Genomic DNA, 21,006 nt, shown 5'->3' with positions numbered 1-21,006 from the left:
TCCGAAGGAGGCTATTCGGCGCGATGGAACAGATCGATCATGTGCATCATGCTTTTGAGATGCAGGAAATGCGGCACCACGCGCTCGCTCCGTGCCGCGTAACGTGCAGTCCAGTGGTGGGCCAGCTCGTGCGTGGCGGCGGCGTTGCCGCGAACCGCGCGCGCGTCGGCCTCGCGCGCATCGAGGCAGGTGCGTGCGTGCCGAACGGCCGATCGGGCGAGCTCGCCGTCGAGGATGCCGTGGTGCCCCAATGCGAGCCGCGGCGGCTGCAGTTGCTCGATGACGTGCAGCGAGTGCCGATAGGCAAACAGGTCCTGAAAGACCAGCGGCAGCCAGCTGGTGGCGCCGTGAAACTCGCCGAGCGCATCCGACACGAAACCGATGTCCAGCTGCGGGCAGTAGTAGCCGAACTGGCAACGGCTGTGGCCCGGCAGTGCGATCGTGCGAATCTGCATCCCGTCGCCGATGTCGAGCTGCGCGCCCGGATTGACCGGGTAGAACGGCAGGTCGGACAACTCGGTGAAATCGACGCCGACGGTGGGCTGCCACGACCGTGACGCTTGCGCGTCGAGCTGACGGATGGTTCGGCCGGCCGACGGGCTCTGGAACGCATCGAACGCGTCGGGAGAACCGGATACATGGAGCCACGGCATGCGCGACTTGAGCGTCATCAGCAGGCTGCAATGGTCATAGTGCGAGTGGGTGATCAGCCAGTAGCGCAAATGCCGGATGCCGCCGAAATCCCGCAGCAGATCGTGCAGCTGCTGCCACACGAGCTCCGTCATGCCGCTCAGGCCGCCCTCGATCAGCGTCGCGGCCTCGTCGTTGACGATCACGTACAGCGGCACGTCAGCCGTGCCGACGAGAGCCAGCCGCGGCTCGATCCACCCCGGAGAAGCGATCAGCATGTCGTTCAGCTCCGATAGAGCGCACAGGCCCATGTCGCGCCCGCGCCGTAGGTCACGAAGAGGTTGAGCTGCCCGGCCGGCATGCGGCCTTGCTCGCGCGCGAGGGCGAGCGCGACCGGAAACGCCGCGCTTGCCATGTTGCCCAGCTGATCGACGGAGATCATGCACCGCTCGCGGGGCAGCCCGAGTTGCCCGATGACTGCGTCGAGGATGCGCAGGTTCGGCTGGTGCGGTACGACCAGGCCGATATCCGACAGCGTCAGCCGGTGCTTGTCGAGCATCTGCCGGCACGCGTCGACGATGCGCCGCGTGGCGTCTTCGAACATGGGCCCGCCTTTCATCCGGAAATGGTGCCGGCCGGCCGCGAGGTCGTCTGCGTCGATGAAGCGTGGGCGTCGCGCGCCGGGCGCTTCGGTGCTGAGCAGGTCGAACTGGGTGCCGTCGGCGCCGAGCGTCAGGTCGATGAGCCCCTGCGCCGGGTGGTCCGTCGCTTGCAGCAGCAGCGCGGCGGCGCCGTCGCTCAGCAGGATCGACAGATTGCGGCCGGCATTGCTGGTGTCGATTCGCCGCGACAGGGCCTCGGCGCAGATCAGCAGCACGTTGCGATACAGGCCGCTCGCGAGGAAATGGCGCGCGATCTCGATCCCGTAGAGCCCGCCGCTGCATTGCGCGCGGATATCGAAGCACGGAATCTCCCGCAATCCCAGCCGAGGCTGGATGTAGCAGGCCTGCGACGGATCGTGATGATCCGGCGACAGCGTATTGACGATCAGCAGGTCGACGTCGTGCGCGGTGACGCCGGCGTCGGCCATCGCCCGTTCCGCGGCCGGGCACGCGAGATCCGCCAGGTGCTGATCGGGGGCGAGATAGCGTCGCGCCACCACGCCGGTTCGTTCGCGAATGAACGTGTCGCTGGTGTCGATCATGCCGGCGACTTCGTCGTTGCTGACGATCCGGTCCGGCAGCGCGTGGCCCATCCCGGCGATGACGAGTCTGGCGGTCATGCCTGCACCTCCTGCGCCGTCACGGCGGCGACGGCGTCGCCCGCATCGGTCACGACGGTTTCGCCCCAGCGCCACAATTGCGCGCCGAAGCCCCAGCCTGCGCCTGCGCCCGCAATCACGACCAACGATCCCGGCCGGATCACGCCTTCGCGGATCGACTCGTACAGGGCAAACGGCACGGCGGCCGACACGAGGCACGCACAATCGGCCACGCGAATCACGTATTGGTCGGGCTTGAGCCCGAGCCGCTGCGCCCATGCGCGCACGAGCAGCGCCGACGGCTGATGGAACACCATCGCATCGACATCGGCGATGGCCGTTCCGCTCCGGTGCAGCAGCCGCTCGACGATATCGGGAATGGCCACGGGCATGAAGCGGGAGATCGCCTCCTGCGCTTCGGGCTTGAGCGTGAAATACACGCCGAACGGGTTGTCGGCGTCGGTTGCCGCGTCGTCGTCCGTCGCAGCCCGGGCGTTTCGCCACTGCATCGTCACGAGGTCGTAGTGCGCTGCATCGCTGCGATACGCGGCATCCAGCCAATCGGCACCGTCGGGATCGGCGGGCTCGGCAACGAGCACGGCCGCGGCCGCGCCGTCGCCGAAGTTCGTCGACGATTTACTGGCGTAGTCGACCACGGCCGACATGCGCTCGGACGAGCACACCAGCGCACGCTTCACCCGTCCCTGCTTGATGAGGTTGGCGGCGATCTGCAGTTGCAGCACGAAGCTCGCGCATTCCATCTCGACATCGGCGTCGAGCGCGCGCGTGGCACCGAGCCTGTCGCGCAGCGCACGCGCAAGCCGCGGCGCGAAACGGCGCCGGCCGTCGGCGAGCGAGACGAACGGCGACGTCATGTTGAACAGCACCAGATCGAGTTCGGCGGCTTCCACGCCGGCACGGGCGAGTGCGTCGCGGGCCGTGCGCTCGGCCAGCGCAAGCTCGGATTCGCCGGCATCGGGATCGATCATGTAGCGCGATTCGATGCCCCAGAATTGCCACCATTCCGGCGGAATGGGCTCGACGCCCGCGAAGACGGGATCGTCGTTGGGCACCTGGCGTGCCGGCAGGCGGCAGGCGAGACTTGCGATTCGGACGTTGTGCATCATCAGACCTCCATCGTGCTGCAGGCGATGCGCGGCCTGAACGGATCCAGCGTCATCGCAACCACCGTATGTTCATCGTCACGCAACGACATCGAATGTGCGACGCGGGACGAGAGCCACGCCGGCAGCTGGAACGGGTTCGGGATGTCCGTCGAACCGGCGACGACATCGACGTGGAAATCGCGGCCCACGCCGATGGTGATCGATGGCCATCCGCTCAACCACGATTCGCAAAACAGTGAGGTGGCGCGCTGGTCGATGCGGCTCCGCACCGCGTCGACCATCGCGCGCACCGCGGTGGCCGCATTGGCCGGTTCGGCGTCGAATCGGCCGGTTGCGTGATCGAACCGGCTCTCGAAGCGGGCCAGCGACAGGAAGCCGTTCACGCGCCGGGCGGGAAGCGCGTCGAGCGTCGCGAACGGGGGCGCGTCGAGGTCCGCGTAGCGGCTGGCATGATCGCGGCCCTGGCCGGCAGGCGTCAGGACGATCGCCCCCGCGCCGTCGGCGAAGCCGCTCGTGGCCACCTGTTCGACGTCCGCGAGCGCCTCCGCGCGAACGACGAGCGCGCGGCGATAGCCGAGCTGCTTGCAATGACTGTTCGCGAGATCGAGTGCGAGCGTCCAGTCCGCGTCGAGCAGATCGAACACGGCCGCATGTCGCGCACGCAGGTCGCGCTGCACCGGGTGCGCCAGCCGCGGCCCGGCGATCGTCGGCGCGTCCGCCATCCGGCTGGGAGAAATCGACAGGCTGACGATCAGATCCAGTTCCGAGGGCAGGCAACCGGCTTGCAGCAGCGCCTGCCTGGCTGCCTTGATCGCGTAATCGTTGGCGCAGGACTGCGCGATGGTCGCGGGGTCCGGAATGGCCACCGCGGCTCCGAGAATTTTCATAGGGCGTGTTCGTTCTGGACGGTTTGATTCAGGGGGCGCGTCGTGCCATGACCCGCCTGCCGGAGCACGGCGCGACGCAATTTGCCCGATTCGTTACGTGGCAAGCTGCCGGCGTGATAGGTCACACGATGCGGACATTTGTACGGCGCAATCACGTTCTTGACGTGCTGCTGCAGTTGCGTCGTCAACGCCTCCGAGCCGCCGATGCCCGGTCGCAGCACCACGTGCGCGCAGATGAGCGTGCCGCCCCATTCGTCGATCTGTCCGACGACGCCGCACTCGGCAATATCGGGATGGCGCAGCAGCGCCTGCTCCACTTCGCCGGGAGACACCGTGTAGCCGGAGCTGATGATCATGTCGTCCGCGCGCGCCTGATAGAACAGATAGCCGTCGTCGTCCAGGTAGGCGCTGTCGCCCGTCAGGTTCCAGCCGTGCTTGACGTAGTCGCGTTGCCGCGCGTCATCCAGGTAGCGGCACCCGGTCGGCCCCTGCACGGCCAGATAGCCGATTTCGTAGGGCGGCAGGCATTGGCCGTGCTCGTCCACGACGGCAAGGCGGTAACCGGGCACCGCCTTGCCGATTGCGCCGTCCTTCGTTGCGGTGTCGCCGGTGGACGCGAAGATATGCAGCATCTCGGTCGACCCGATTCCGTCGATCAGGTGCAGGCCGGTGCGCGCGTGCCATGCGTCGCGCGTCCACGACGGGAGTGCCTCGCCCGCCGACACGCATTTGCGCAGGGACGACATGTCATGCCGGTCGAGATGGTCGAGCATGGCCCGATAGGCCGCCGGCGCCGTAAACAGGATGCTGACCCGATGCCTGTCGACGGCGGCGAGCAGCCGTTCCGGGCTCGCTTTCTGCAACAGCACGACGCTCGCGCCGACGCTGATCGGAAACAGCAGCAGTGCGCCGAGGCCGAACGTAAACGCGAGCGGCGGCGACCCGCAAAAGACGTCATCGGCCTTGGGCCTGAGCACGTGCTGTGGAAAGCAGTGGCAGGCCGCCATCACGTCGCGATGAAAATGGACGGTGGCCTTCGGTTCCCCGGTCGTCCCCGACGTGAACGCGATGAGGCAAGGATCGTCCGCGCGTGTGTCGGCGGCCGCGAATGCCGCTGAGTAGCCGTCGAGCCAGCGCGCGTGCGGATCCGTGTCGTCCGTCTCGTAGCGGCGGACGTCGCCGCGCCACTGCATGCGCGCCATCGCCGTGTCGAGCTCGGTCGACAGCCCGGCTTCGCAGATGACGTGCGTGACCCGGGCGCGCCCGATGATGGTCGACAGTTCTCCCGCGCGCAGCTTCGGCATCGTCGCGACGGCCACGCCGCCGGCCTTGACCACGCCGAACCACGCGGCAGCCAGCATCGGGTGATTGGCGCCGTGCAACAGCACCCGATTGCCGGCCACCAGGCCCGCATCGCGAACCAGCATGTTGGCGATCCGGTTGCCGGCATCGCGCAATTCGCGATACGACCACGTGATGCCCGACTCGGTCCTGATCGCAACGCGATCGCCCCAGCCCCGTTCCTCGACTGCGGTATCCAGCAGCGCGGCGGCGCAATTGAGAAACGGCGGAAACTGCAGCCCCGGCAACTCAAAGACAAACGTCGGCCAATCTTCGGCAGGGGGCAAGTTCGCGCGGCAAAAGTCGTCCATTGTCAGCGCTCGCAAGAGTGTGAGTTTGAAGTCCGCGATAGCGGTGCGGTGCGGCGCGGGCCGGGCCATATGACCGGGCCCGGCCCGCGCAACCTGAATCGCGATGCCAAAGAGACGTGGTCGGGGCGGCAGGCACATGTCGCCGGGCGACGCACGGAGAACCCGGTCAATCACATGATGGCTTGCCGGTTTTTATGGATTTATTCCATCTCATTTGATTTTAAAAATAAACAATAATCGATCGATTTGATGCGAATTGCTTGAGGGATGGGCATTCATCGATCGAGTGGGTGGGTTTAAAAAAATCGTGCCGTAAGCTTAACGGAAGTAAACTTGGAAAGTAAATGGCCGGATGAGTGGATGGTCGGGATTATTTGTTGAAATCGATCCCATTAAGCGTCGACATTTAATTGAATTGGTCGATTTCGGTTAACCATCTTGCGCTTTGTTGACTTCGATGGAGTCTGATTGCCGGAGCGCTGAATAAAGCCTCGGGAAGTTCACCAAGGCGAAACGAGCATCGCGTCACGAGGTGGCTTGCCCCGCGCGAACGGAGAAAGCCCCCGCGCTCTCGGGAGCAGCGGGGGCTTGAGTCGATCTGGATGGAAAATCAGGAGTTCGGGCGCCGGGGTCTCGGATTGCGCCCATATTGATTCATGTAATGGTATTAACGAATATTTTGTTTTGAGTGATAAATCTGAAAATCCAGATTCAAGGATTCGAGAAAATCCTAGCTGTCAAGCGCCGATAAGTCTTTCGGCAATGTCCGCTTGAACATCGCGAGAATCCTGCGCGCCGCCTTCGGCGGCAACCCGATCGCATGCCGCACCGCCGCAGCGATCAACACCATCGTCAATTCCGTGAATGCCGCCAACGGCGCGTCAGGTACCGCCGGTGCGAGATCCCGCAGCGCATCCGTCAATAACCCCGCCAGAAACTCCCCGTCCGCCCGATCGAGTGCCTGCAGTGCCCGGTCGGCCTGCGTGGCCCGCCAGATGTCGCGCATCAGCGGCTCGTCGACGAACATCCGGTAGTAGCTGTCCGTGATGCGGGCGAGCGTGGCATGCAGGTCGTCGAGCGTCTTCATCGCGGCCAGGTCGCGCCGCACGCAGTCGTGCCCGGCCGCGTTGTAGCGCTCCGCGAGCGTGCCGATCACGGCCGCCTTGTCCGGAAAGTACTGGTACAGCGAACCGAACGAGATGCCCGTGCGTTCGACGATGTCGCTCATCCGGAACGCGTCGCAGCCTTTCTCGATCATCACTTCCGACGCGCACGCGAGGATGCGCTCGAACCGCTCGCGGCTGCGCTGCTGTGTCGGCACCAGCCGCGCGCGCGCCGGCGCATCCGCCGAGTCGGCCGCTGCTGCGGGCGCGTCGTTCTGCCCTGATTTTTGTCGGCCCATGCCGCCTCCGGAAAAACTTGACGTTGCTAATGCGAGAGTCTATCGTGTTTTTGAAACGCGAGACGTTCTCGTATTTTGACCAAAGGAGACGGTCATGTCGGCACTTCCCATCCTCATCGTCGGCGGTTCGGGCAAGACGGGCGCCCGCGTCGATGCGCGGCTGCGCGCGCGCGGCCTCGCAACGCGACCGGTGTCGCGCACGTCGGCTGTCCGCTTCGACTGGACGGCGCCTGCCACGTGGCCCGCCGCGCTCGACGGCGTGTCGGCCGCCTACGTGACCTACCAGCCTGACCTGGCCGTCGAAGGCGCGGTGGACGCGATTGCCGCATTCGCGCGGCTTGCGCGGAACAGTGGCGTCGGGCGCGTGGTGCTGCTGTCCGGGCGCGGCGAGCCGCGCGCGCAGGCTGCCGAGGCTGCGTTGCAGGCGTCGGGCGTCGGCTGGGGCGTGGTGCGCGCGAGCTGGTTCAACCAGAACTTCTCCGAGGGCTACCTGATCGACGGCGTGCGGGGCGGCGAAGTCGCGTTGCCGGCTGGCGCGGTGCGCGAGCCGTTTGTCGATGCGGACGACATCGCGGACGTGGCGGTGGCCGCGCTCACCGATGCGCGTTTCGCGAACCGCGTGATCGAGGTCACGGGCCCGCGCGCGCTGACGTTTGCCGACGCGGTCGGCGAAATCGCGCGAGCCGCTGGCCGGCCGATTGTCTATCGCGAGATTCCGGCCGATGCGTTCGTTGCCGGATTGCGCGAGGTCGGCGTACCGGAGCCGGTCGTCGCGCTGCTCGACGATCTGTTCGGCGTGGTGCTCGACGGGCGCAACAGCGCGGTGACGCACGGCATCGAAGAGACGCTCGGGCGGCCGGCGCGTGATTTCGCCGACTATGCGCGCGCGACGGCCGCGACCGGCGTGTGGAGCGCACGGTCATGATCGCGTTCGTGACCGCCGCATTGCTGTGGGGCTCGGCCATCGGCTGCGGGCTGATGGCCGGCGTGTATTTCGCGTTTTCGACGTTCGTGATGACGTCGCTCGGACGGATCGCGCCGCATGCGGGCGTGGCCGCGATGAACGCGATCAACGTCGACATCGTGCGTTCGCCGTTCATGCCGCTGTTCCTCGTCACGACGCTGATGGCGCTTGCACTGGCCGTGCTCGCGTTGTTCGATCGCGATCAGCCGGGCGCGATGGCTGCGGTCGCGGGCGGCGTGCTGTACGTGTTCGGGATGTTCGCGGTGACGATGGCCGTCAACGTACCGCTCAACGATGCGCTCGCCGCGGCCGATCCGTCGACCGCGCACGGCGCGGCGCTGTGGACCCGCTACGTGCACGACTGGACGATGTGGAATCACGTGCGCATGGTGGCGTCGGCCGCCGCTTGCGTGTTTTTCATCGCGGGGATTGCGGCGCGGTAGCGGCGGGCGTCATGCGGTGGGCGAGGCCTGCCCGGGCAAACGGTATTCCGCGATCGTGCCGTGTCCGAACCCGCCCTACGCATAAAACGCCGACGGCGACACGCCGAAATGCCGCTTGAACATCGCGGAGAACGCGCTCTGGCTGCTGTAGCCATGATCCATCGCAACGGTCAGCACCTTCTCGCCGTGCGCGAGGCGCTTGAGCGCGAGCAGCAGCCGCGCCTGTTCGCGCCAGCGGCGGAAGCTGAGCCCCGTCTCGCGCCGGAACGCGCGATGGAGCGTGCGGACCGACAGGCCGAGCAGGTCGGCCCACTCGGCGATCGTGCGCAGGTCGTCGGGCGTGGCGACGAGCGCGTCGCAGATCGTGCGCAGGCGCGCGTCGTGCGGCCACGGCAGGTACAGCGGCAGCAGCGGCGCAACCGTCACCTCGGCGAGCAGCAGGTGCATCAGGTGATCGTGGCGCGAGCCCGGCGCATAGTCGAGCGGCACGTCGACCGCGGCGAGGATCAGCTCGCGCAGCAGCGGGTGCACTTCCACGACGCAGCTCCGCGCGGGCAGGTGCTCGACCGCGCCCGGCTCGACGAACACGGTGCGCATCTGCACGTCGCCGCTCATCTGCACCGTGTGGTCGAGACCGGCTTCGAGCCACACGCCGCGCGTCGGCGGCACGACCCACGATGCGCCTTCCGATTGCACGTGCATCACGCCCTCGATCGCATAGAGCAGCTGTGCGCGGCGATGCCGGTGCGGCGCGATCGACGTGCCGTGCGCGTACGTTGCCGCCATCGCCGATACGGGCATCGGCGTCGATTCGAAGCGCAGGTGTGCACCGGGCGGGGTGGACTCGAGTGTCCGATTGGCGACAAGTCGTGACATTTTGGCGTGAGACAGGCAGGTGGACGGGCGGGCACGATGGCGTTCCCATCCACGCCAGACCCCTGTCAGGATATTAATCCGCCAAACGCGATGAACAAGTCCCCATTTCTGTTTCCCTTCTGCGCGATCGCGCTGTGGGCCGGCAACGTGGTCGTGTCGAAGTTGTCGGCGTCGACGATCGACCCGTCGGCGATCACCTTCTACCGGCTGCTGCTCGCCGTCGCGCTGATGAGCGCGTTCACGCTGCGCCCCGCATGGCGCAATCGCGCGGCGCTCGTCGCGCACCTGCCGAAGCTCGCGGTGCTTGGCTTTCTCGCGATGGCGCTGTTCCAGTGCCTGTCCTACGAAGCCGCGAAAACGACGAGTGCCACCAACATGGCGATCATCACCGCGCTCGTGCCGCTGATGACGATGGCGCTCAGCTCGCTGCTGCTCGGCGATCCGCCGGGCGCGGGCATGGTCGGCGGTGGGGTGTTGTCGCTCGCCGGCGTCGTCTACCTGATCGCCGAGGGGCACCCCACGACGATCGCCGCGCGCGGCGTGCAGGCGGGCGACCTGCTGATGCTGGCAGCGTCCGCCGCGTATGCGCTGTACGGCGTGCTGCTCAAGCGCTGGCGCATCGGTGCGCTGCCGGCGTGGCAGTCGACTTACGTGCAGGCGCTCGCGGCGCTCGTCTTCATGGTGCCGATGCTGCTGCGGCTGCCCGCGCAGGCGGCGTGGCCGACGCGTGCGAGCGTGCCGCTGATCCTGTATGCCGGCGTGCTGGCGTCGGTGGTGCTGCCGTATCTGTGGATGCAGGGCGTGCGGCTGCTCGGCCCGAGCCGCTGCGCGATGTTCATGAACCTGCTGCCGGTGATGACGGCCGGCGGCGCGATCGTGCTGCTCAGCGAATCGCTGCGGCTGTATCACCTGATCGGCGGCGGCGTGGCGCTCCTCGGCGTGGCGATCGCGCAGCGGTTTCCGTTTCAGGCGAGTGCGTCGCAAGGCGTGCGGCAATGAGCGGCGATCGCGACATGCAGGACCGGATGGCCAAGCTGCCGGACGCTCGCGCTTCCGGCGATGGTCCGGCGCTCGCGCATCAGCTCGACCGGATCGCGACCGCGCTTGAAGCGCTGGCCGGCATCGGCCAGCCGGCGGCCGTCGATTTCGACGCGGCTGTCGCATTCCGCTGGCGCGGTTTCGACGGCGGGCCGCGAGCGGCGCCGCTCGAACCGGTCGCGGCGCCCGCGCTCATCGCGTTCGATGCGCTGCGCAACGTCGAGCGTCAGGTGGCGATCGTCGAACGGAACACGCGGCAGTTCGTGCGCGGGTTCGCAGCCAATCACGTGCTGTTGACGGGCGCGCGCGGCACCGGGAAGTCGTCGATCGTGAAGGCATGCCTGCATGCGTTTGCGGCGCACGGGCTGCGGCTGATCGAGGTCGGCAAGGAACGGTTGGGCGACCTGCCGGCGATCGTCGAGCTGGTGCGTGCGCGGCCCGAGCGGTACATCGTGTTCTGCGACGACCTGTCGTTCGAGGCGGGCGAGACCGGCTACAAGGAACTGAAGACGGTGCTCGACGGCTCGGTCGCGAGCGACCTGTCGAACGTGCTCGTGTACGCGACGTCGAATCGCCGCCACCTGATGCCGGAGAATGCGAGCGACAACGCGAATGTGTCCCGTGCGGAGAACGGCGAGCTGCATCCGGGCGATGCGGTGGAGGAGAAGATCTCGTTGTCCGAGCGCTTCGGGATCTGGGTGACGTTCTACGGGTTCACGCAGGACGCATATCTGGCTGTCGTCGAAAGCCGGCTCGGCGAAGCCGGGTTCGATGCGGAGCAGATCCGCGCGGCGCGTGAGCCGGCGCTGCAGTGGGCGCTGGAGCGTGGTGCACGGTCGGGGCGGATCGCCGCGCAGTTCGTGCGGGATTACATCGGGCGGCTGGCGGACGAAAGCGACGCGGATGAAAACGCACGCGCGTTGCGCACGGGTTGAGCAGGGCGTTACAGCACCCGCTCCGACAACACCCGGAACGCGACATCCGGCACGACGAAGCACAGTGGTTCGCCGGTCGCGCCGATGCGCGCGAGGAACTCGCCGCCGCCGACCGGCTCGACCGGCTTCAGCGGCCGGACGGCATCGATGTCGATCGGCAGGTCGATCGACGCATGGGCGAGGCGGTCGCAGTCCGCGACATGCGCGACGGCCGCGTGCTGCAGCGACAGGTAAGCGACGGCGTCGCGCCAGCTTCCGAAGAACGGCGCGAACGCGGCAGGTAGCATGTAGTCGTCCGACATGGCCGCCGCGCAGCGGAAATCCGGGGCGCTCCCTGTCCCGCCGGCCAGCACCGTTCGAAAACTTCCGTCCTGCACGGCATGCGTGAAGCCCTCGGCGAGATGCGACGGCAGCGCATCGCTGAATAGCCGGCTGCCGAGCGCATAGAGCGGATGATCGAATACGTTCTTCACGAACAGCACCGTGCGATCGGCCGGCACGCCGCCCGGCAGCGCATCGACGTAAAGCCGCCAGTTGCTCTGCAGCGGTGACGGGAACCCGCGTCGCAGCGGGCCCGCGATACGCGGGCCGAAATGGCGGTGCGCATAGGTGAGGATCGTGAACGGCGTGCGGCCGTTGCGGCTCGCGAGCGTGACGCCGCGCGGCACCAGGTGGGCGACGGCGGCGACATCGACGAGCCACGTGCAGTACACGACGTTCTCGACCTCGCTCGCCAGTTGCAGGAACGGCAGCCGCGACAGCAGCGCGCGGCGTGCGCGCAGCAGCGGGCGGCTCGCGACGAGCCGGTTGGCGAGGCGGCCGATCGGGCCGGCGGACGGGTAGACGAACGCGTTGTCATGGAGCATGAGCGGCATTGTGCCGATGTCGCGGAGCGGGTGGAAGAGGCGTCGCAGCGCCCCTGGTGAAACTGTCAGGGCCCGCCTTCGCCGGTCAGAGATCGCTGACGACCTGCGCGACGAACGCCGCGATGCCCGAGTCGTCGCGGGCGACGAAGCGCCACTGGCCGATCCGCGTCGCGACGATCAGCCCGGCCTCGCGCAGCACGGCGAGGTGCGCCGACACGGTCGATTGCGACAACCCGCTGCGTGCCACGATTGAAGAAAGCGGCACGCCGTGTGGCGAGCGGACGCGCGCGGCGTCCGGTAACGACGTATCGGGCGACTTCAGCCAGCGCAGCACATCTCGCCGAAACGGATGCGCCAGCGCCTTGTGAACGAGGTCGACGTCGATCATGGCCCGCGCCGGCTCAGCGCCGTGCCCCGCAGCGATGCACGAGCGCGGCGGCGAGCCCGGCCGCGATGCCGAACGCGACCACGCCGTACCAGCCGAAACGGGCCATCAGCGCACCGCTGACGATCGCGCCGAGCGCGCCGCCGACGAAGGTCGCGGTCATGTAGAGGCTGTTGATGCGACCCTGTGCCTTCGGGTCGGCGGCGAACGCGCGCGTCTGGTTCGCGACCAGGCCGGCCTGCACGCCGATGTCGAGCACCACCACGCCAATGACGAGCAGCGCGAGCGAGCTGCCGGCCCCGGCGAGGATCAGGTAGGAAACCGTAACGATTGCGATACCCAGGCCGATCACGCGCCGCGTGCCGATCCGATCCGACGCCCGGCCACCGATCGTGGCGGCCAGTGCCCCCGCCGCGCCGATGATGCCGAAGCCGCCGGCCCAAGCGCTGCCGAGATGCCATGGGCCGTTGGCGAGCAGCGCCGCGAGATTGACCCAGAACGCATTGAACGCAGCCCACAGCAGCGCCTGCACGGTCATCGACTCGCGGATCGGGCGATGCGCGCGCGCCAGCGTCCAGAGCGACGCGAGCAGCCGGCCATACGACAGCGTGGTGCTCGGCACGCCGCGCGGCAGCAGCCATGCTGCGGCGATCCCGACCGGCACCATTGCGGCGGCTTCGGCGCCGTACACCGCGCGCCAGCCGGCGTGCGCGGCGATCAGGCCGCTGACCGCTCGGCCGAGCAGGATGCCGACCATGATGCCGGTAACGACCGCGCCGACATTGCGTCCGCGTTCGCCGGGCGCCGACATCACGGCCGCGAACGGCACCAGTTGCTGGGGCACGCAGCTGACCACGCCGAGCCCGAACGCGGCGCCGATCAGTGCCCACACGCCCGGCGCGAGCGCGGACGCCACCGCGAACCCGAAGGCCAGCACGATCTGGCCCAGCACCAGCTTGCGCCGGTCGTAGCGATCGCCGAGCGGCAGCAGCAGCGCCAGCCCGGTCGCGAAGCCGAGCAGCGCCGCGCCGGCCACGAGGGCGGCCGTCGCCGGGTCGGCATGCAGGTCCTGCGCGATCAGCGGCAGGATCGGCTGCGTGCAATAGATGTTGGTCACGACCGCGCCGGCGATGGCGGCCATCGCGACGATCTTGCCGCGCGACGCGGTGGCAGGCGGCGTGGCGGCAGGCGGCGCGATGGGCGGCATGCCCGACGCGACAGGGAATTCGTTCATGGCAGGCTCCTTTCTCATGGCGATCCGCCACCGCAGGCAGCAGACGCGGCCGACGGGACGTGGTGAAAGGAGCGTACTGCCTTGCACTGGAAAAGATAATCCACAAGAATCTGGAATCATCTTTCCGAAATTTGAGAGGCAACATGAACCGCCTAGAGTCGATGTCCCTGCTGGTGGCGGTGATCGATGCCGGCAGCATGTCGGCCGCCGCGCGCCAGCTCGGCATTCCGCTGGCGACCGTGAGCCGCAAGGTCGCCGAGCTCGAGTCCTACCTGAATACGCGGCTGCTGCATCGCACGACGCGGCAACTGTCGTTGACCGAGGCGGGCGAGTCCTATGTCGCCGGATGCCGGCGCATCCTCGACGACATCGCGGAAACCGAGCGTGCCGCCACCGGCGAATACGCGGCGCCGCGTGGCGAGTTGATCGTTACCGCGCCGATCGTGTTCGGGCGTCTGCACATCGTGCCGGTGGTGGCTGCGTTTCTCGCGCAGTATCCCGAGATCGACGTGCGGCTGGTGCTGACCGACCGCGTCACGCACCTGATGGAAGAGCAGATCGACGTCGCGCTGCGGATCGGCGAGTTGCCCGACAGCAGCTTCATGGCAACCCGCGTCGGCAGCGTGCGCCGCGTGATCTGCGCAAGTCCGGCCTATCTGGCTGCGCATGGCACACCCGCCGACCCGGCCGATCTGGCGCGGCATCAATGCATCACGTTCGAGGTGCTGGCGTCGCGGCGCGCGTGGGTGTTCGACGGCGAGAAGGGCGAGCTGACCGTGCCCGTTCACTCGCGGTTCGCGGTGAATACGGCCGAAGCGGCCATCGATGCCGCGGTACTAGGCGTCGGGCTGATCCGCGTGCTGTCGTATCAGGTTGCGCAGGCGCTGCGCGATCGCACGCTGGACGTGGTGCTCGATACGTTCGAATCGCAGCCGCTGCCGGTCAGCCTGGTGCACAAGGGGCAGGCGCCGATGCCGCTGAAGCTGCGTGCGTTTCTCGATTTCGTTGCGCCTCGGCTGCGCGAACGGATCGCGGGGTTGGCGTCGGGCGGCTGAGCGACAGGGGAAGGTTGTGGGTGGTCGCCAGACATTTTGATGCACAACTAACAGAACTCGAAGGCGAACCTTCGATCAATACATCACGGCGTAACCGTATGAGGCTGAATTTCACAATTTGCATCATTAATGCAGATGCTCGAATTGCCAACGTCAATGGAATGCGGGGCGGGAAAGAGAGGCTCCGGTGCCAAAATTCAAGGTTTATCGAGATTGGCCGCATATCGGCGGACACTTTGCTGTACTGATCGTGGCGGGTAATATTCAATGATATCCCATTGCCTTATAGGCTGCCTCCACGTCATCATTGAAGTTAAAACTTGTTTTCTACAACCACAGTGGGTTGTCTGAATTAACTGTCACCGGATTATTTATGAAGACGGCTCAATCTATAGCGTCGGGAAAATCGTTGCCGCGTCTTTATTTTGTCGATCTGCCTTTGGTGTGATATTTGGGGGTGTCAAGCATTATTCCGCGATCCTACTCTTTGGTCGACAGCGATCTTCGGTTACGTATCGAATTCAGCGCTCACAATACTTGACGCTATGCACCCGGCACGGGTGTCGTGCCGGATACTGGCGGCCCGGGGCGTCACTCAATACCCCGACTCGCTCCCCCCCTGATCGGTAACGATCGCCACCCCCGAGCTCGTGCCGAGCCGCGTCGCGCCGGCCTCGATCATCGCCAGCGCGGCCGTGCGGTCGCGCACACCGCCCGATGCCTTCACACCGAGCACGGGGCCGACCGTGCGGCGCATCAGCGCGACATCCGCGAGCGTCGCGCCGCCGTGGCCGAACCCGGTCGACGTCTTCACGAACGCCACGCCGAGATCGCGGCACATCTCGCACACGCGTACCTTCTCGTCGTCGGTCAGCAGCCCCGTTTCGAGGATCACCTTGAGCGGCACCGCGCCGCATGCGCGGTGCACGGTTTCGATGTCGGCCTTCACGTCGTCGGCGCGGCCGCTCTTCAGCGCGCCGATGTTGATCACCATGTCGATCTCGCCGGCGCCCGCCGCGATTGCGGCGGTGGCTTCGAACGCCTTGGCGGCCGACAGCCCCGCACCGAGCGGAAAACCGACCACGGCGCACACGAGCACGCCGGTGCTGGCCAGCTCGCGCGCAGCGAGCGGCACGTTCGCCGAATTCACGCAGACCGAGTAAAAGCGATGCTCGGCCGCCTGGCGGCAGAGTTCGCGGATCTGCGCGTCGCTCGCGTCGGGCGCGAGCAGCGTGTGATCGATGGTTTGAGCGAGTTGGGCGTTGGAAAGCGGCATGTTTCAGGACTCCACGGAGCGTGTGCCGGAAGGGCACACGTAAAGTTGATGTTTTCACATCGGTTTGTTACAAATACGACATTCCGGCCGGGCCCGCGCGCCCGGCACGACACGCGACAGATGCGACGGGCACGCAGGATACTGGCATGGAAACGAAGAAAGGCGAACGGATCAAGACATTGATGAACGTGCTGCAAGGGCAGAACGCGATTCATCTGAAGGAAGTGGCCGAGCTGTTCGGTGTGTCCGAAATGACGATCCGCCGCGATCTCGCGGACAATCCGCACGGCCTCAGCCTGATCGGCGGCTACGTGACGCGCCACTTCGCCGCGCAGCGCAGCGACATCGGCGAGTACGTGGTCAGCGCCGAGAACAACCGGCAGACCGAGGAGAAGCGCCGCATCGGCAAGCTGGCCGCGCAGTTCGTGACGACCGGCGACACGATCTTCGTCGACTGCGGCTCGACCACGCCGTTCGTCGTCGACTTCATCCCGGACGATCTCGAATTCACCGCCGTCTGCAATTCGCTGAACGTGTTCGCGAAGCTGCAGCAGAAGCCGCATTGCAGCGTGATCCTGTGCGGCGGTGCGTACCACCGCAAGAACATGGTGTTCGAGTCGGTGGCCGAGACGGGCATCCTCGACACGGTGCGCGTGTCGAAGGCGTTCATCTCCGCGGCCGGCGTGAGCGATCGCTGCGGTGTCACGTGTTTCAACTTCCACGAAGTCGACGCAAAAAAGAAGGTGATGGAACGCGCGCAGAACCGCTTCCTGCTCGTCGACCACACGAAGTTCGACGAAGTGCGCGCAGCCTATTTCGCCGAGCTGACCGACTTCAACTACGTGATCTCGGACGGGCAACTGAGCAGCCGCTACGAAACGACGATCCGCGAACACGGGATCGCGCTCGTGACCTGACGCCGCGCGGCCGCGCATCGCTTCACGCATTGCGTGCTTCCGCCGCGCTCAGGTAGCCGGTGACGACTTCGAAGCGGCGCTTCGCGCCCGGCGCGAGGGTCGCGACATGCCCCTTGCGGCGTTCGGCTTCATACCCCTCCGGCTCGCAGGTCGACGGCAGCGCGAATGCGGCGACCTGCTGGTCCGCGTTGTGCAGGATCCAGCGCGTCGCATGCGGGAACTGCTCGGGTCGGTACGCGGTGTGGAACGCGCTGCCATCCGGATGCGCGAGCAGGAAATGCGCGACGCCGTCTGCATCCGTTTCCGCACCGTTCATGAAGAACACGATCTCCGGGTCGTACAGTGCTGGCGCATCGAGCGTGTGAAGCCGTTCCGGTTCGCGCGCAAGCGTGGCCGTGTAGTCGCGCCATGCCGCGGTCGGCTTCACATGCGCGGGCACGCTGTCGCGCAACCGCAAACCGCCTTGGGACAACGCTTGCACGAAGCGCCCGCCCGGCACGTACGCGTAGTTCAGGTGCGCCATGTACATCAGGTCCATCGGCGTGCCGCCGAGATTCGTCACGTCCATCGCGATCGTCATCTGCGCATCGTGCTCGGCGAGCCGCACCGACGGACGCGCCACATAGTGGCTGCCGAAGCCCTGCACGTATTCGTATTCGCCCGTCACCTCGACGAACGCGCCGCGCGCATCCGCGCCGGCGACGAGGCTCGCGCGATCCATCGGCGCGCACGGCATCTCGCCGTGCAGCGCGTGCGTGTCGTCCGGCCCCGGGCAGCCGTTGCGCAGCAGCCCGCTGTGGAACATGAAGCAGCCGTAGGTATCGATGATCGAAGCAGCGCGCTTCGGCTGCCGGAACATGTGCTTCATCGCCAGGTCGCGCCCGTCGAACGCGGCGGCCCAGATCATCTGGCCGAGATACGGCAGCACGACGAGGTGGCCGCGACGGTTCTCGAGCTTCAGCGCCTCGACGCCGGACGGATACGCGAACGCGCTGACGGTGAGGCCGTCGGTGCGGTACAGCGTGCGCGGCGTGTCGCGGAAGTCGTCGCGCCGCAGTTCGATTTCGCCTCGCATGCTCATGCTCCCGACGTGTTGCGCGTGGCGGCGTAGCGCGCAGGTGCGTTGCCGTCGGCGGCTGCGTCGGGCGTCGCGGCCGGCAGGTGGCGCAGGCAGTAGAAGCCGTAGTAGACGATCACGACGAAGCACGCGAGCGGCACGACGAACGCGAGCTGCATGTTGCCGCCCGTGTGATCGGAGATCAGCCCCTGGATCAGCGGCACGACCGCGCCGCCGACGATGCTCATCACGAGGATCGAGCCGCCGTACTCGGTGTCCTTGCCGAGCCCGTCGATCGTGAGGCCGTAGATGGTCGGCCAGCACGGGCCGAGGAACACGCTCACGCCCACGGCCGCATAGACGGCCGTGATGTTGTGCACGCTGATCGTGTACGCGAGCAGCGCGATGCACAGGATGCCGTAGACGATCAGCACCTTGGCCGGCCCGACGCGCTTCATCACGAGCGTCGCGACCAGCTTGCCGACGAAGAACGCAAAGAACGTCGCGAGCAGATAGTGCGACGCACCGCGCTCGGTGAGGCCGCCGATCTGCATCGCGAGCCGGATCGTGAAGCTCCACACGCCGACCTGCGCGCCGACATACAGGAACTGCGCGACGACGCCCGCGACGAAGCGCCGGTTGCCGAACAGGCGCGCGAGCGTGCCGCGCGCGTCGATCCGGTGCGTGGCCACGCCGGGGCCGTTGCCCTTGCAGGCCGGGTAGGGCGTGAGCGCGAACACGATGAACACGGCCGCGAGCACGACGATCAGCCATTTGTACGGCTCGAGCGTGGCCTGGATCATCGCGAGCTGGTGCACGTGGGCTTCGGCCGCCGACATCGCGGCGAGCTGCGCGTGCGACGCGTCGCCTTCCTTGAAGATCAGGAAGCTGCCCATGTACACGCCGGCCATCGCGCCGAACGGATAGAACGTCTGCGAGATGTTCAGCCGCCGCGTGCTGGTTTCACGCGGGCCCATCAGCGTCGAATACGAGTTCGACGCCGTTTCGAGAAACGACAGGCCCGCCGCGATCACGAACAGCGCGACGAGGAACATCCCGTACTTCGCCATCGAAGCTGCCGGGAAGAACAGCAGGCAACCGGTCGTGTAGAGCAGCAGGCCGACGAGGATCGTCGTCTTGTAGCTGAACTTCTTCACGACGGTCGCGGCCGGAATCGCGAGGAAGAAGTAGCCGAGATAGAACGCGGACTGCACGAATGCCGATTCGAAATCGGACAGGAAGAACGACTTCTTGAATTGCGCGATCAGCACGTCGTTCAGGTTCGCGGCGGTGCCCCACAGCGCGAACAGGCAGCACAGCAGCGTGAACGCGAAGAGCGGCGTGCGATTCAGGTAATAGCCGTCGGGTGTGTGTTCGATTCTGGCTCGGCCCATGGGTGTCTCCTTCCCAATTGTCTCGTCGATGAAGGCGCCGTTCAGAAGCCGGCGTCGTGGAGGAAGCGTTCGAACGTCGCGGTGTCGGCATACGACTTCTGCGTGCCGAGGCCCGTGACCGAATGCGCGGCGTACGCGGACGCATGACGCATCGCGTCGAGCGCGTCGCGCGACGCGGCATAGCAGCGCGCGAAGCAGCCGATGTACGCATCGCCGGCGCCGGTCGTGTCGCGCGCGTCGACCGGTACGCCCGGCACGTGGCACACGCCGTCGCGCGATACCAGCAGCGAACCGTTGCTGCCGAGCGTGACGAGCACGTGCTTGAGGCCGCGCGCGACCAGCGCTTCCGCGGCGCGCGCCGCGGTGTCGCGCGAATCGACCGGCATGCCCGACACGATCGCGAGTTCGGTTTCGTTCGGCACGAAGAATTCGACGGTGCGGATCCGCTCGAAATCGAGATCGGCCACCGCGGGCGCGGGGTTCAGCAGCACGGGAATGCCGTGGCGTGCGCCGAATTCGATCGCGTGATAGACGGTGTCGAGCTCGATCTCGAGCTGCAGCACGATCAGTGCGCATTCGACGAGCTGCGGCGCGGCCGCATCGATGTCGGCCGGCGTCAGGTGGCGGTTCGCGCCCTTGACGATCAGGATGCTGTTGCTCGAATCGGGTTCGACGAAGATCGGTGCGACGCCGCTAGGCACGCCGGCGACCTTGCGCACGTGTGTGGTGTCGATCCCTTCGCGCTCGAAGTTGCGGATCGTGTTGTCGGCGAATACGTCGTCGCCGACCTTCGTGACCATCACGACGCGCGCGCCGAGGCGGGCGGCCGCGACGGCCTGGTTTGCCCCCTTGCCGCCGCAGCCGAGCTCGAAGTTCGGCGCTTCGAGCGTTTCGCCCCGGGCGGGCATGCGTGCGACATAGGTCACGAGGTCGACCATGTTGCTGCCGATCACGGCGATTGTCTCCATCTGCGTCTCTTCCTTGGTATGGGGGCCGCGTGCGTGGTCGGCGGCGGCGTGCAAGATGCGATAATAAAATCACATTTAATGTGAAAAGGCAATCATGTGATGTTCGGAGGGTGACTTTTGAGGTCCGCGCGCGTGCGGCGGTTTCTCGGGGAATTTGTCGAAATACAAAAAGGTCGCACTTACGAGAAGGGGGCAGGAATGTGCAAAAAAGACGGCATCTCACGTTTCACAATGTGATGAATTGGAGGTAGCTGCGCCCAGGTGCCGCACACTTTCTCTTCGGCCTGCCGGAGGCCGTACACGGCCAGCAGCGCGGCGCCTAGCGCTTCCTTCCGAAACTTCTCCAGTAGGCCGGGCTGTTGATGTCCACGCAGAACTGACCCACTAAGGGGCGCAATTTTCATCGAATTTTGACCCACGTGATTGAATGCCCTGCTCAATCCTTGAGCAGGGGATACAAAGGTGATCACGGTGGGCATATTGGCCAAGATCAGGCGGATGTATTTCCGCGAGAAGGTCCCGCTGCGCGAGATTGCGAGGCGTACGGGCCTGTCCCGAAACACGGTGAGCAGCTGGCTGCGGCAGACCGATGCCGTCGAGCCGAAGTATCCGAAGCGCGTCAGTCCAAGCGTCGTCGAC

At 66.5% G+C, this 21,006-nt stretch carries 21 protein-coding genes; 7 read left to right on the top strand and 14 right to left on the bottom strand.

The features are described 5' to 3' along the window. Positions 1–11: 11 nt before the first annotated feature. From B7G54_RS37000 to B7G54_RS36975, 6 genes are all read right to left on the bottom strand, one after another. Positions 12–908, bottom strand: coding sequence for an MBL fold metallo-hydrolase (locus B7G54_RS37000; protein ID WP_085043603.1), 897 nt, complete (start codon positions 906–908; stop codon positions 12–14). 5 nt (positions 909–913) lie between these two features. Next, positions 914–1,912 carry a ketoacyl-ACP synthase III gene (locus tag B7G54_RS36995; RefSeq protein WP_085043595.1) on the bottom strand — a complete coding sequence of 333 codons (999 nt, stop codon included), beginning with the start codon at positions 1,910–1,912 and terminating at the stop codon, positions 914–916. Then, complete coding sequence (locus B7G54_RS36990; RefSeq protein ID WP_085043594.1) at positions 1,909–3,018, bottom strand: 3-oxoacyl-ACP synthase III family protein; 1,110 nt, start codon at positions 3,016–3,018, stop codon at positions 1,909–1,911. The genes B7G54_RS36995 and B7G54_RS36990 overlap by 4 nt, the downstream gene beginning before the upstream one ends. Beyond that, positions 3,018–3,905, bottom strand: coding sequence for a beta-ketoacyl-[acyl-carrier-protein] synthase family protein (locus B7G54_RS36985; RefSeq protein ID WP_085043593.1), 888 nt, complete (start codon positions 3,903–3,905; stop codon positions 3,018–3,020). The genes B7G54_RS36990 and B7G54_RS36985 overlap by 1 nt, the downstream gene beginning before the upstream one ends. Further along, positions 3,902–5,557 (bottom strand): AMP-binding protein, encoded by a 1,656-nt coding sequence (locus B7G54_RS36980; RefSeq protein WP_085043592.1) that lies wholly within the window; start codon positions 5,555–5,557, stop codon positions 3,902–3,904. The genes B7G54_RS36985 and B7G54_RS36980 overlap by 4 nt, the downstream gene beginning before the upstream one ends. A 730-nt stretch (positions 5,558–6,287) precedes the next feature. Next, the gene (locus B7G54_RS36975; protein ID WP_085043591.1) at positions 6,288–6,959 is read right to left on the bottom strand and encodes a TetR/AcrR family transcriptional regulator; all 672 of its coding nucleotides are present in this window, start codon (positions 6,957–6,959) and stop codon (positions 6,288–6,290) included. Between the two features lie 94 nt (positions 6,960–7,053). Here B7G54_RS36975 and B7G54_RS36970 point away from each other — a divergent pair, with 94 nt between their 5' ends. Both B7G54_RS36970 and B7G54_RS36965 read left to right on the top strand, forming a co-directional pair. Next, positions 7,054–7,884: a Rossmann-fold NAD(P)-binding domain-containing protein gene (locus B7G54_RS36970; protein ID WP_085043590.1), complete on the top strand. Its 831-nt coding sequence runs from the start codon at positions 7,054–7,056 to the stop codon at positions 7,882–7,884. Then, on the top strand, positions 7,881–8,366 hold the full coding sequence (locus tag B7G54_RS36965; protein ID WP_085043602.1) for an anthrone oxygenase family protein: 486 nt from the start codon (positions 7,881–7,883) through the stop codon (positions 8,364–8,366). The genes B7G54_RS36970 and B7G54_RS36965 overlap by 4 nt, the downstream gene beginning before the upstream one ends. 75 nt (positions 8,367–8,441) lie before the next feature. Here B7G54_RS36965 and B7G54_RS36960 read toward each other — a convergent pair whose 3' ends face one another. Continuing rightward, positions 8,442–9,242 (bottom strand): AraC family transcriptional regulator, encoded by an 801-nt coding sequence (locus tag B7G54_RS36960; RefSeq protein ID WP_085043589.1) that lies wholly within the window; start codon positions 9,240–9,242, stop codon positions 8,442–8,444. Between the two features lie 90 nt (positions 9,243–9,332). On the opposite strand from B7G54_RS36960, the gene B7G54_RS36955 reads away from it, so the two are divergent. Together B7G54_RS36955 and B7G54_RS36950 are read left to right on the top strand one after the other, a co-directional pair. Further along, entirely contained in the window at positions 9,333–10,241 is a 909-nt protein-coding gene (locus B7G54_RS36955; protein ID WP_085043588.1) for a DMT family transporter, read from the top strand. A gap of 26 nt (positions 10,242–10,267) precedes the next feature. Next, on the top strand, positions 10,268–11,215 hold the full coding sequence (locus B7G54_RS36950) for an ATP-binding protein (RefSeq protein ID WP_175130542.1): 948 nt from the start codon (positions 10,268–10,270) through the stop codon (positions 11,213–11,215). Between the two features lie 8 nt (positions 11,216–11,223). On the opposite strand, the gene B7G54_RS36945 is transcribed toward B7G54_RS36950, so the two are convergent. From B7G54_RS36945 to B7G54_RS36935, 3 genes are all read right to left on the bottom strand, one after another. Then, on the bottom strand, positions 11,224–12,090 hold the full coding sequence (locus tag B7G54_RS36945) for a DUF2071 domain-containing protein (protein ID WP_085043586.1): 867 nt from the start codon (positions 12,088–12,090) through the stop codon (positions 11,224–11,226). Between the two features lie 76 nt (positions 12,091–12,166). Next, complete coding sequence (locus tag B7G54_RS36940; protein WP_085043585.1) at positions 12,167–12,469, bottom strand: ArsR/SmtB family transcription factor; 303 nt, start codon at positions 12,467–12,469, stop codon at positions 12,167–12,169. 13 nt (positions 12,470–12,482) lie between these two features. Then, on the bottom strand, positions 12,483–13,700 hold the full coding sequence (locus tag B7G54_RS36935) for an MFS transporter (RefSeq protein WP_425266539.1): 1,218 nt from the start codon (positions 13,698–13,700) through the stop codon (positions 12,483–12,485). 143 nt (positions 13,701–13,843) lie between these two features. Between B7G54_RS36935 and B7G54_RS36930 the strand changes: the two genes are divergently transcribed. Then, a complete protein-coding gene (locus B7G54_RS36930; RefSeq protein ID WP_085043584.1) occupies positions 13,844–14,755 on the top strand; it encodes a LysR family transcriptional regulator in 912 nt (303 codons plus the stop codon). A gap of 595 nt (positions 14,756–15,350) precedes the next feature. Here B7G54_RS36930 and deoC read toward each other — a convergent pair. Beyond that, positions 15,351–16,031, bottom strand: coding sequence for a deoxyribose-phosphate aldolase (gene deoC, locus B7G54_RS36925; RefSeq protein WP_085043583.1), 681 nt, complete (start codon positions 16,029–16,031; stop codon positions 15,351–15,353). A gap of 146 nt (positions 16,032–16,177) precedes the next feature. Here deoC and deoR point away from each other — a divergent pair, with 146 nt between their 5' ends. Then, positions 16,178–16,948, top strand: coding sequence for a DNA-binding transcriptional repressor DeoR (gene deoR, locus B7G54_RS36920; RefSeq protein WP_085043582.1), 771 nt, complete (start codon positions 16,178–16,180; stop codon positions 16,946–16,948). Positions 16,949–16,970: 22 nt separating this feature from the next. Here the strand turns inward: deoR and B7G54_RS36915 are convergent, their stop codons facing one another. The 3 genes from B7G54_RS36915 to rbsK are packed head-to-tail and all read right to left on the bottom strand — an operon-like array spanning position 16,971 to position 20,367. Continuing rightward, positions 16,971–18,023, bottom strand: a complete 1,053-nt coding sequence (locus B7G54_RS36915; protein WP_085043581.1) for an aldose 1-epimerase family protein — start codon at positions 18,021–18,023, stop codon at positions 16,971–16,973. A gap of 2 nt (positions 18,024–18,025) precedes the next feature. Then, positions 18,026–19,399: an L-fucose:H+ symporter permease gene (gene fucP / locus B7G54_RS36910; RefSeq protein ID WP_085043580.1), complete on the bottom strand. Its 1,374-nt coding sequence runs from the start codon at positions 19,397–19,399 to the stop codon at positions 18,026–18,028. A gap of 41 nt (positions 19,400–19,440) precedes the next feature. Beyond that, on the bottom strand, positions 19,441–20,367 hold the full coding sequence (gene rbsK, locus B7G54_RS36905) for a ribokinase (RefSeq protein WP_085043600.1): 927 nt from the start codon (positions 20,365–20,367) through the stop codon (positions 19,441–19,443). 471 nt (positions 20,368–20,838) lie between these two features. Here rbsK and B7G54_RS36900 point away from each other — a divergent pair. Further along, positions 20,839–21,006, top strand: a 168-nt coding sequence (locus tag B7G54_RS36900) for a helix-turn-helix domain-containing protein (protein ID WP_133059261.1), incomplete at its 3' end; no start/stop codon positions are given.

This window comes from Burkholderia puraquae, from assembly GCF_002099195.1.
GTDB lineage: Bacteria > Pseudomonadota > Gammaproteobacteria > Burkholderiales > Burkholderiaceae > Burkholderia > Burkholderia puraquae.
The sequence above is the reverse complement of the archived record's forward strand: the minus strand, read 5'-3'. Positions and strand labels throughout refer to the sequence as shown.

Excerpts from the sequence above, each read along its gene's own strand:
- B7G54_RS37000 (WP_085043603.1), bottom strand. The coding sequence starts at position 908 with ATGCTGATCGCTTCTCCGGGGTGGATCGAGCCGCGGCTGGCTCTCGTC.
- B7G54_RS36995 (WP_085043595.1), bottom strand. The coding sequence starts at position 1,912 with ATGACCGCCAGACTCGTCATCGCCGGGATGGGCCACGCGCTGCCGGAC.
- B7G54_RS36990 (WP_085043594.1), bottom strand. The coding sequence starts at position 3,018 with ATGATGCACAACGTCCGAATCGCAAGTCTCGCCTGCCGCCTGCCGGCA.
- B7G54_RS36985 (WP_085043593.1), bottom strand. The coding sequence starts at position 3,905 with ATGAAAATTCTCGGAGCCGCGGTGGCCATTCCGGACCCCGCGACCATC.
- B7G54_RS36980 (WP_085043592.1), bottom strand. The coding sequence starts at position 5,557 with ATGGACGACTTTTGCCGCGCGAACTTGCCCCCTGCCGAAGATTGGCCG.
- B7G54_RS36975 (WP_085043591.1), bottom strand. The coding sequence starts at position 6,959 with ATGGGCCGACAAAAATCAGGGCAGAACGACGCGCCCGCAGCAGCGGCC.
- B7G54_RS36970 (WP_085043590.1), top strand. The coding sequence starts at position 7,054 with ATGTCGGCACTTCCCATCCTCATCGTCGGCGGTTCGGGCAAGACGGGC.
- B7G54_RS36965 (WP_085043602.1), top strand. The coding sequence starts at position 7,881 with ATGATCGCGTTCGTGACCGCCGCATTGCTGTGGGGCTCGGCCATCGGC.
- B7G54_RS36960 (WP_085043589.1), bottom strand. The coding sequence starts at position 9,242 with ATGTCACGACTTGTCGCCAATCGGACACTCGAGTCCACCCCGCCCGGT.
- B7G54_RS36955 (WP_085043588.1), top strand. The coding sequence starts at position 9,333 with ATGAACAAGTCCCCATTTCTGTTTCCCTTCTGCGCGATCGCGCTGTGG.
- B7G54_RS36950 (WP_175130542.1), top strand. The coding sequence starts at position 10,268 with ATGGCCAAGCTGCCGGACGCTCGCGCTTCCGGCGATGGTCCGGCGCTC.
- B7G54_RS36945 (WP_085043586.1), bottom strand. The coding sequence starts at position 12,090 with ATGCCGCTCATGCTCCATGACAACGCGTTCGTCTACCCGTCCGCCGGC.
- B7G54_RS36940 (WP_085043585.1), bottom strand. The coding sequence starts at position 12,469 with ATGATCGACGTCGACCTCGTTCACAAGGCGCTGGCGCATCCGTTTCGG.
- B7G54_RS36935 (WP_425266539.1), bottom strand. The coding sequence starts at position 13,700 with ATGAACGAATTCCCTGTCGCGTCGGGCATGCCGCCCATCGCGCCGCCT.
- B7G54_RS36930 (WP_085043584.1), top strand. The coding sequence starts at position 13,844 with ATGAACCGCCTAGAGTCGATGTCCCTGCTGGTGGCGGTGATCGATGCC.
- deoC (WP_085043583.1), bottom strand. The coding sequence starts at position 16,031 with ATGCCGCTTTCCAACGCCCAACTCGCTCAAACCATCGATCACACGCTG.
- deoR (WP_085043582.1), top strand. The coding sequence starts at position 16,178 with ATGGAAACGAAGAAAGGCGAACGGATCAAGACATTGATGAACGTGCTG.
- B7G54_RS36915 (WP_085043581.1), bottom strand. The coding sequence starts at position 18,023 with ATGCGAGGCGAAATCGAACTGCGGCGCGACGACTTCCGCGACACGCCG.
- fucP (WP_085043580.1), bottom strand. The coding sequence starts at position 19,399 with ATGGGCCGAGCCAGAATCGAACACACACCCGACGGCTATTACCTGAAT.
- rbsK (WP_085043600.1), bottom strand. The coding sequence starts at position 20,367 with ATGGAGACAATCGCCGTGATCGGCAGCAACATGGTCGACCTCGTGACC.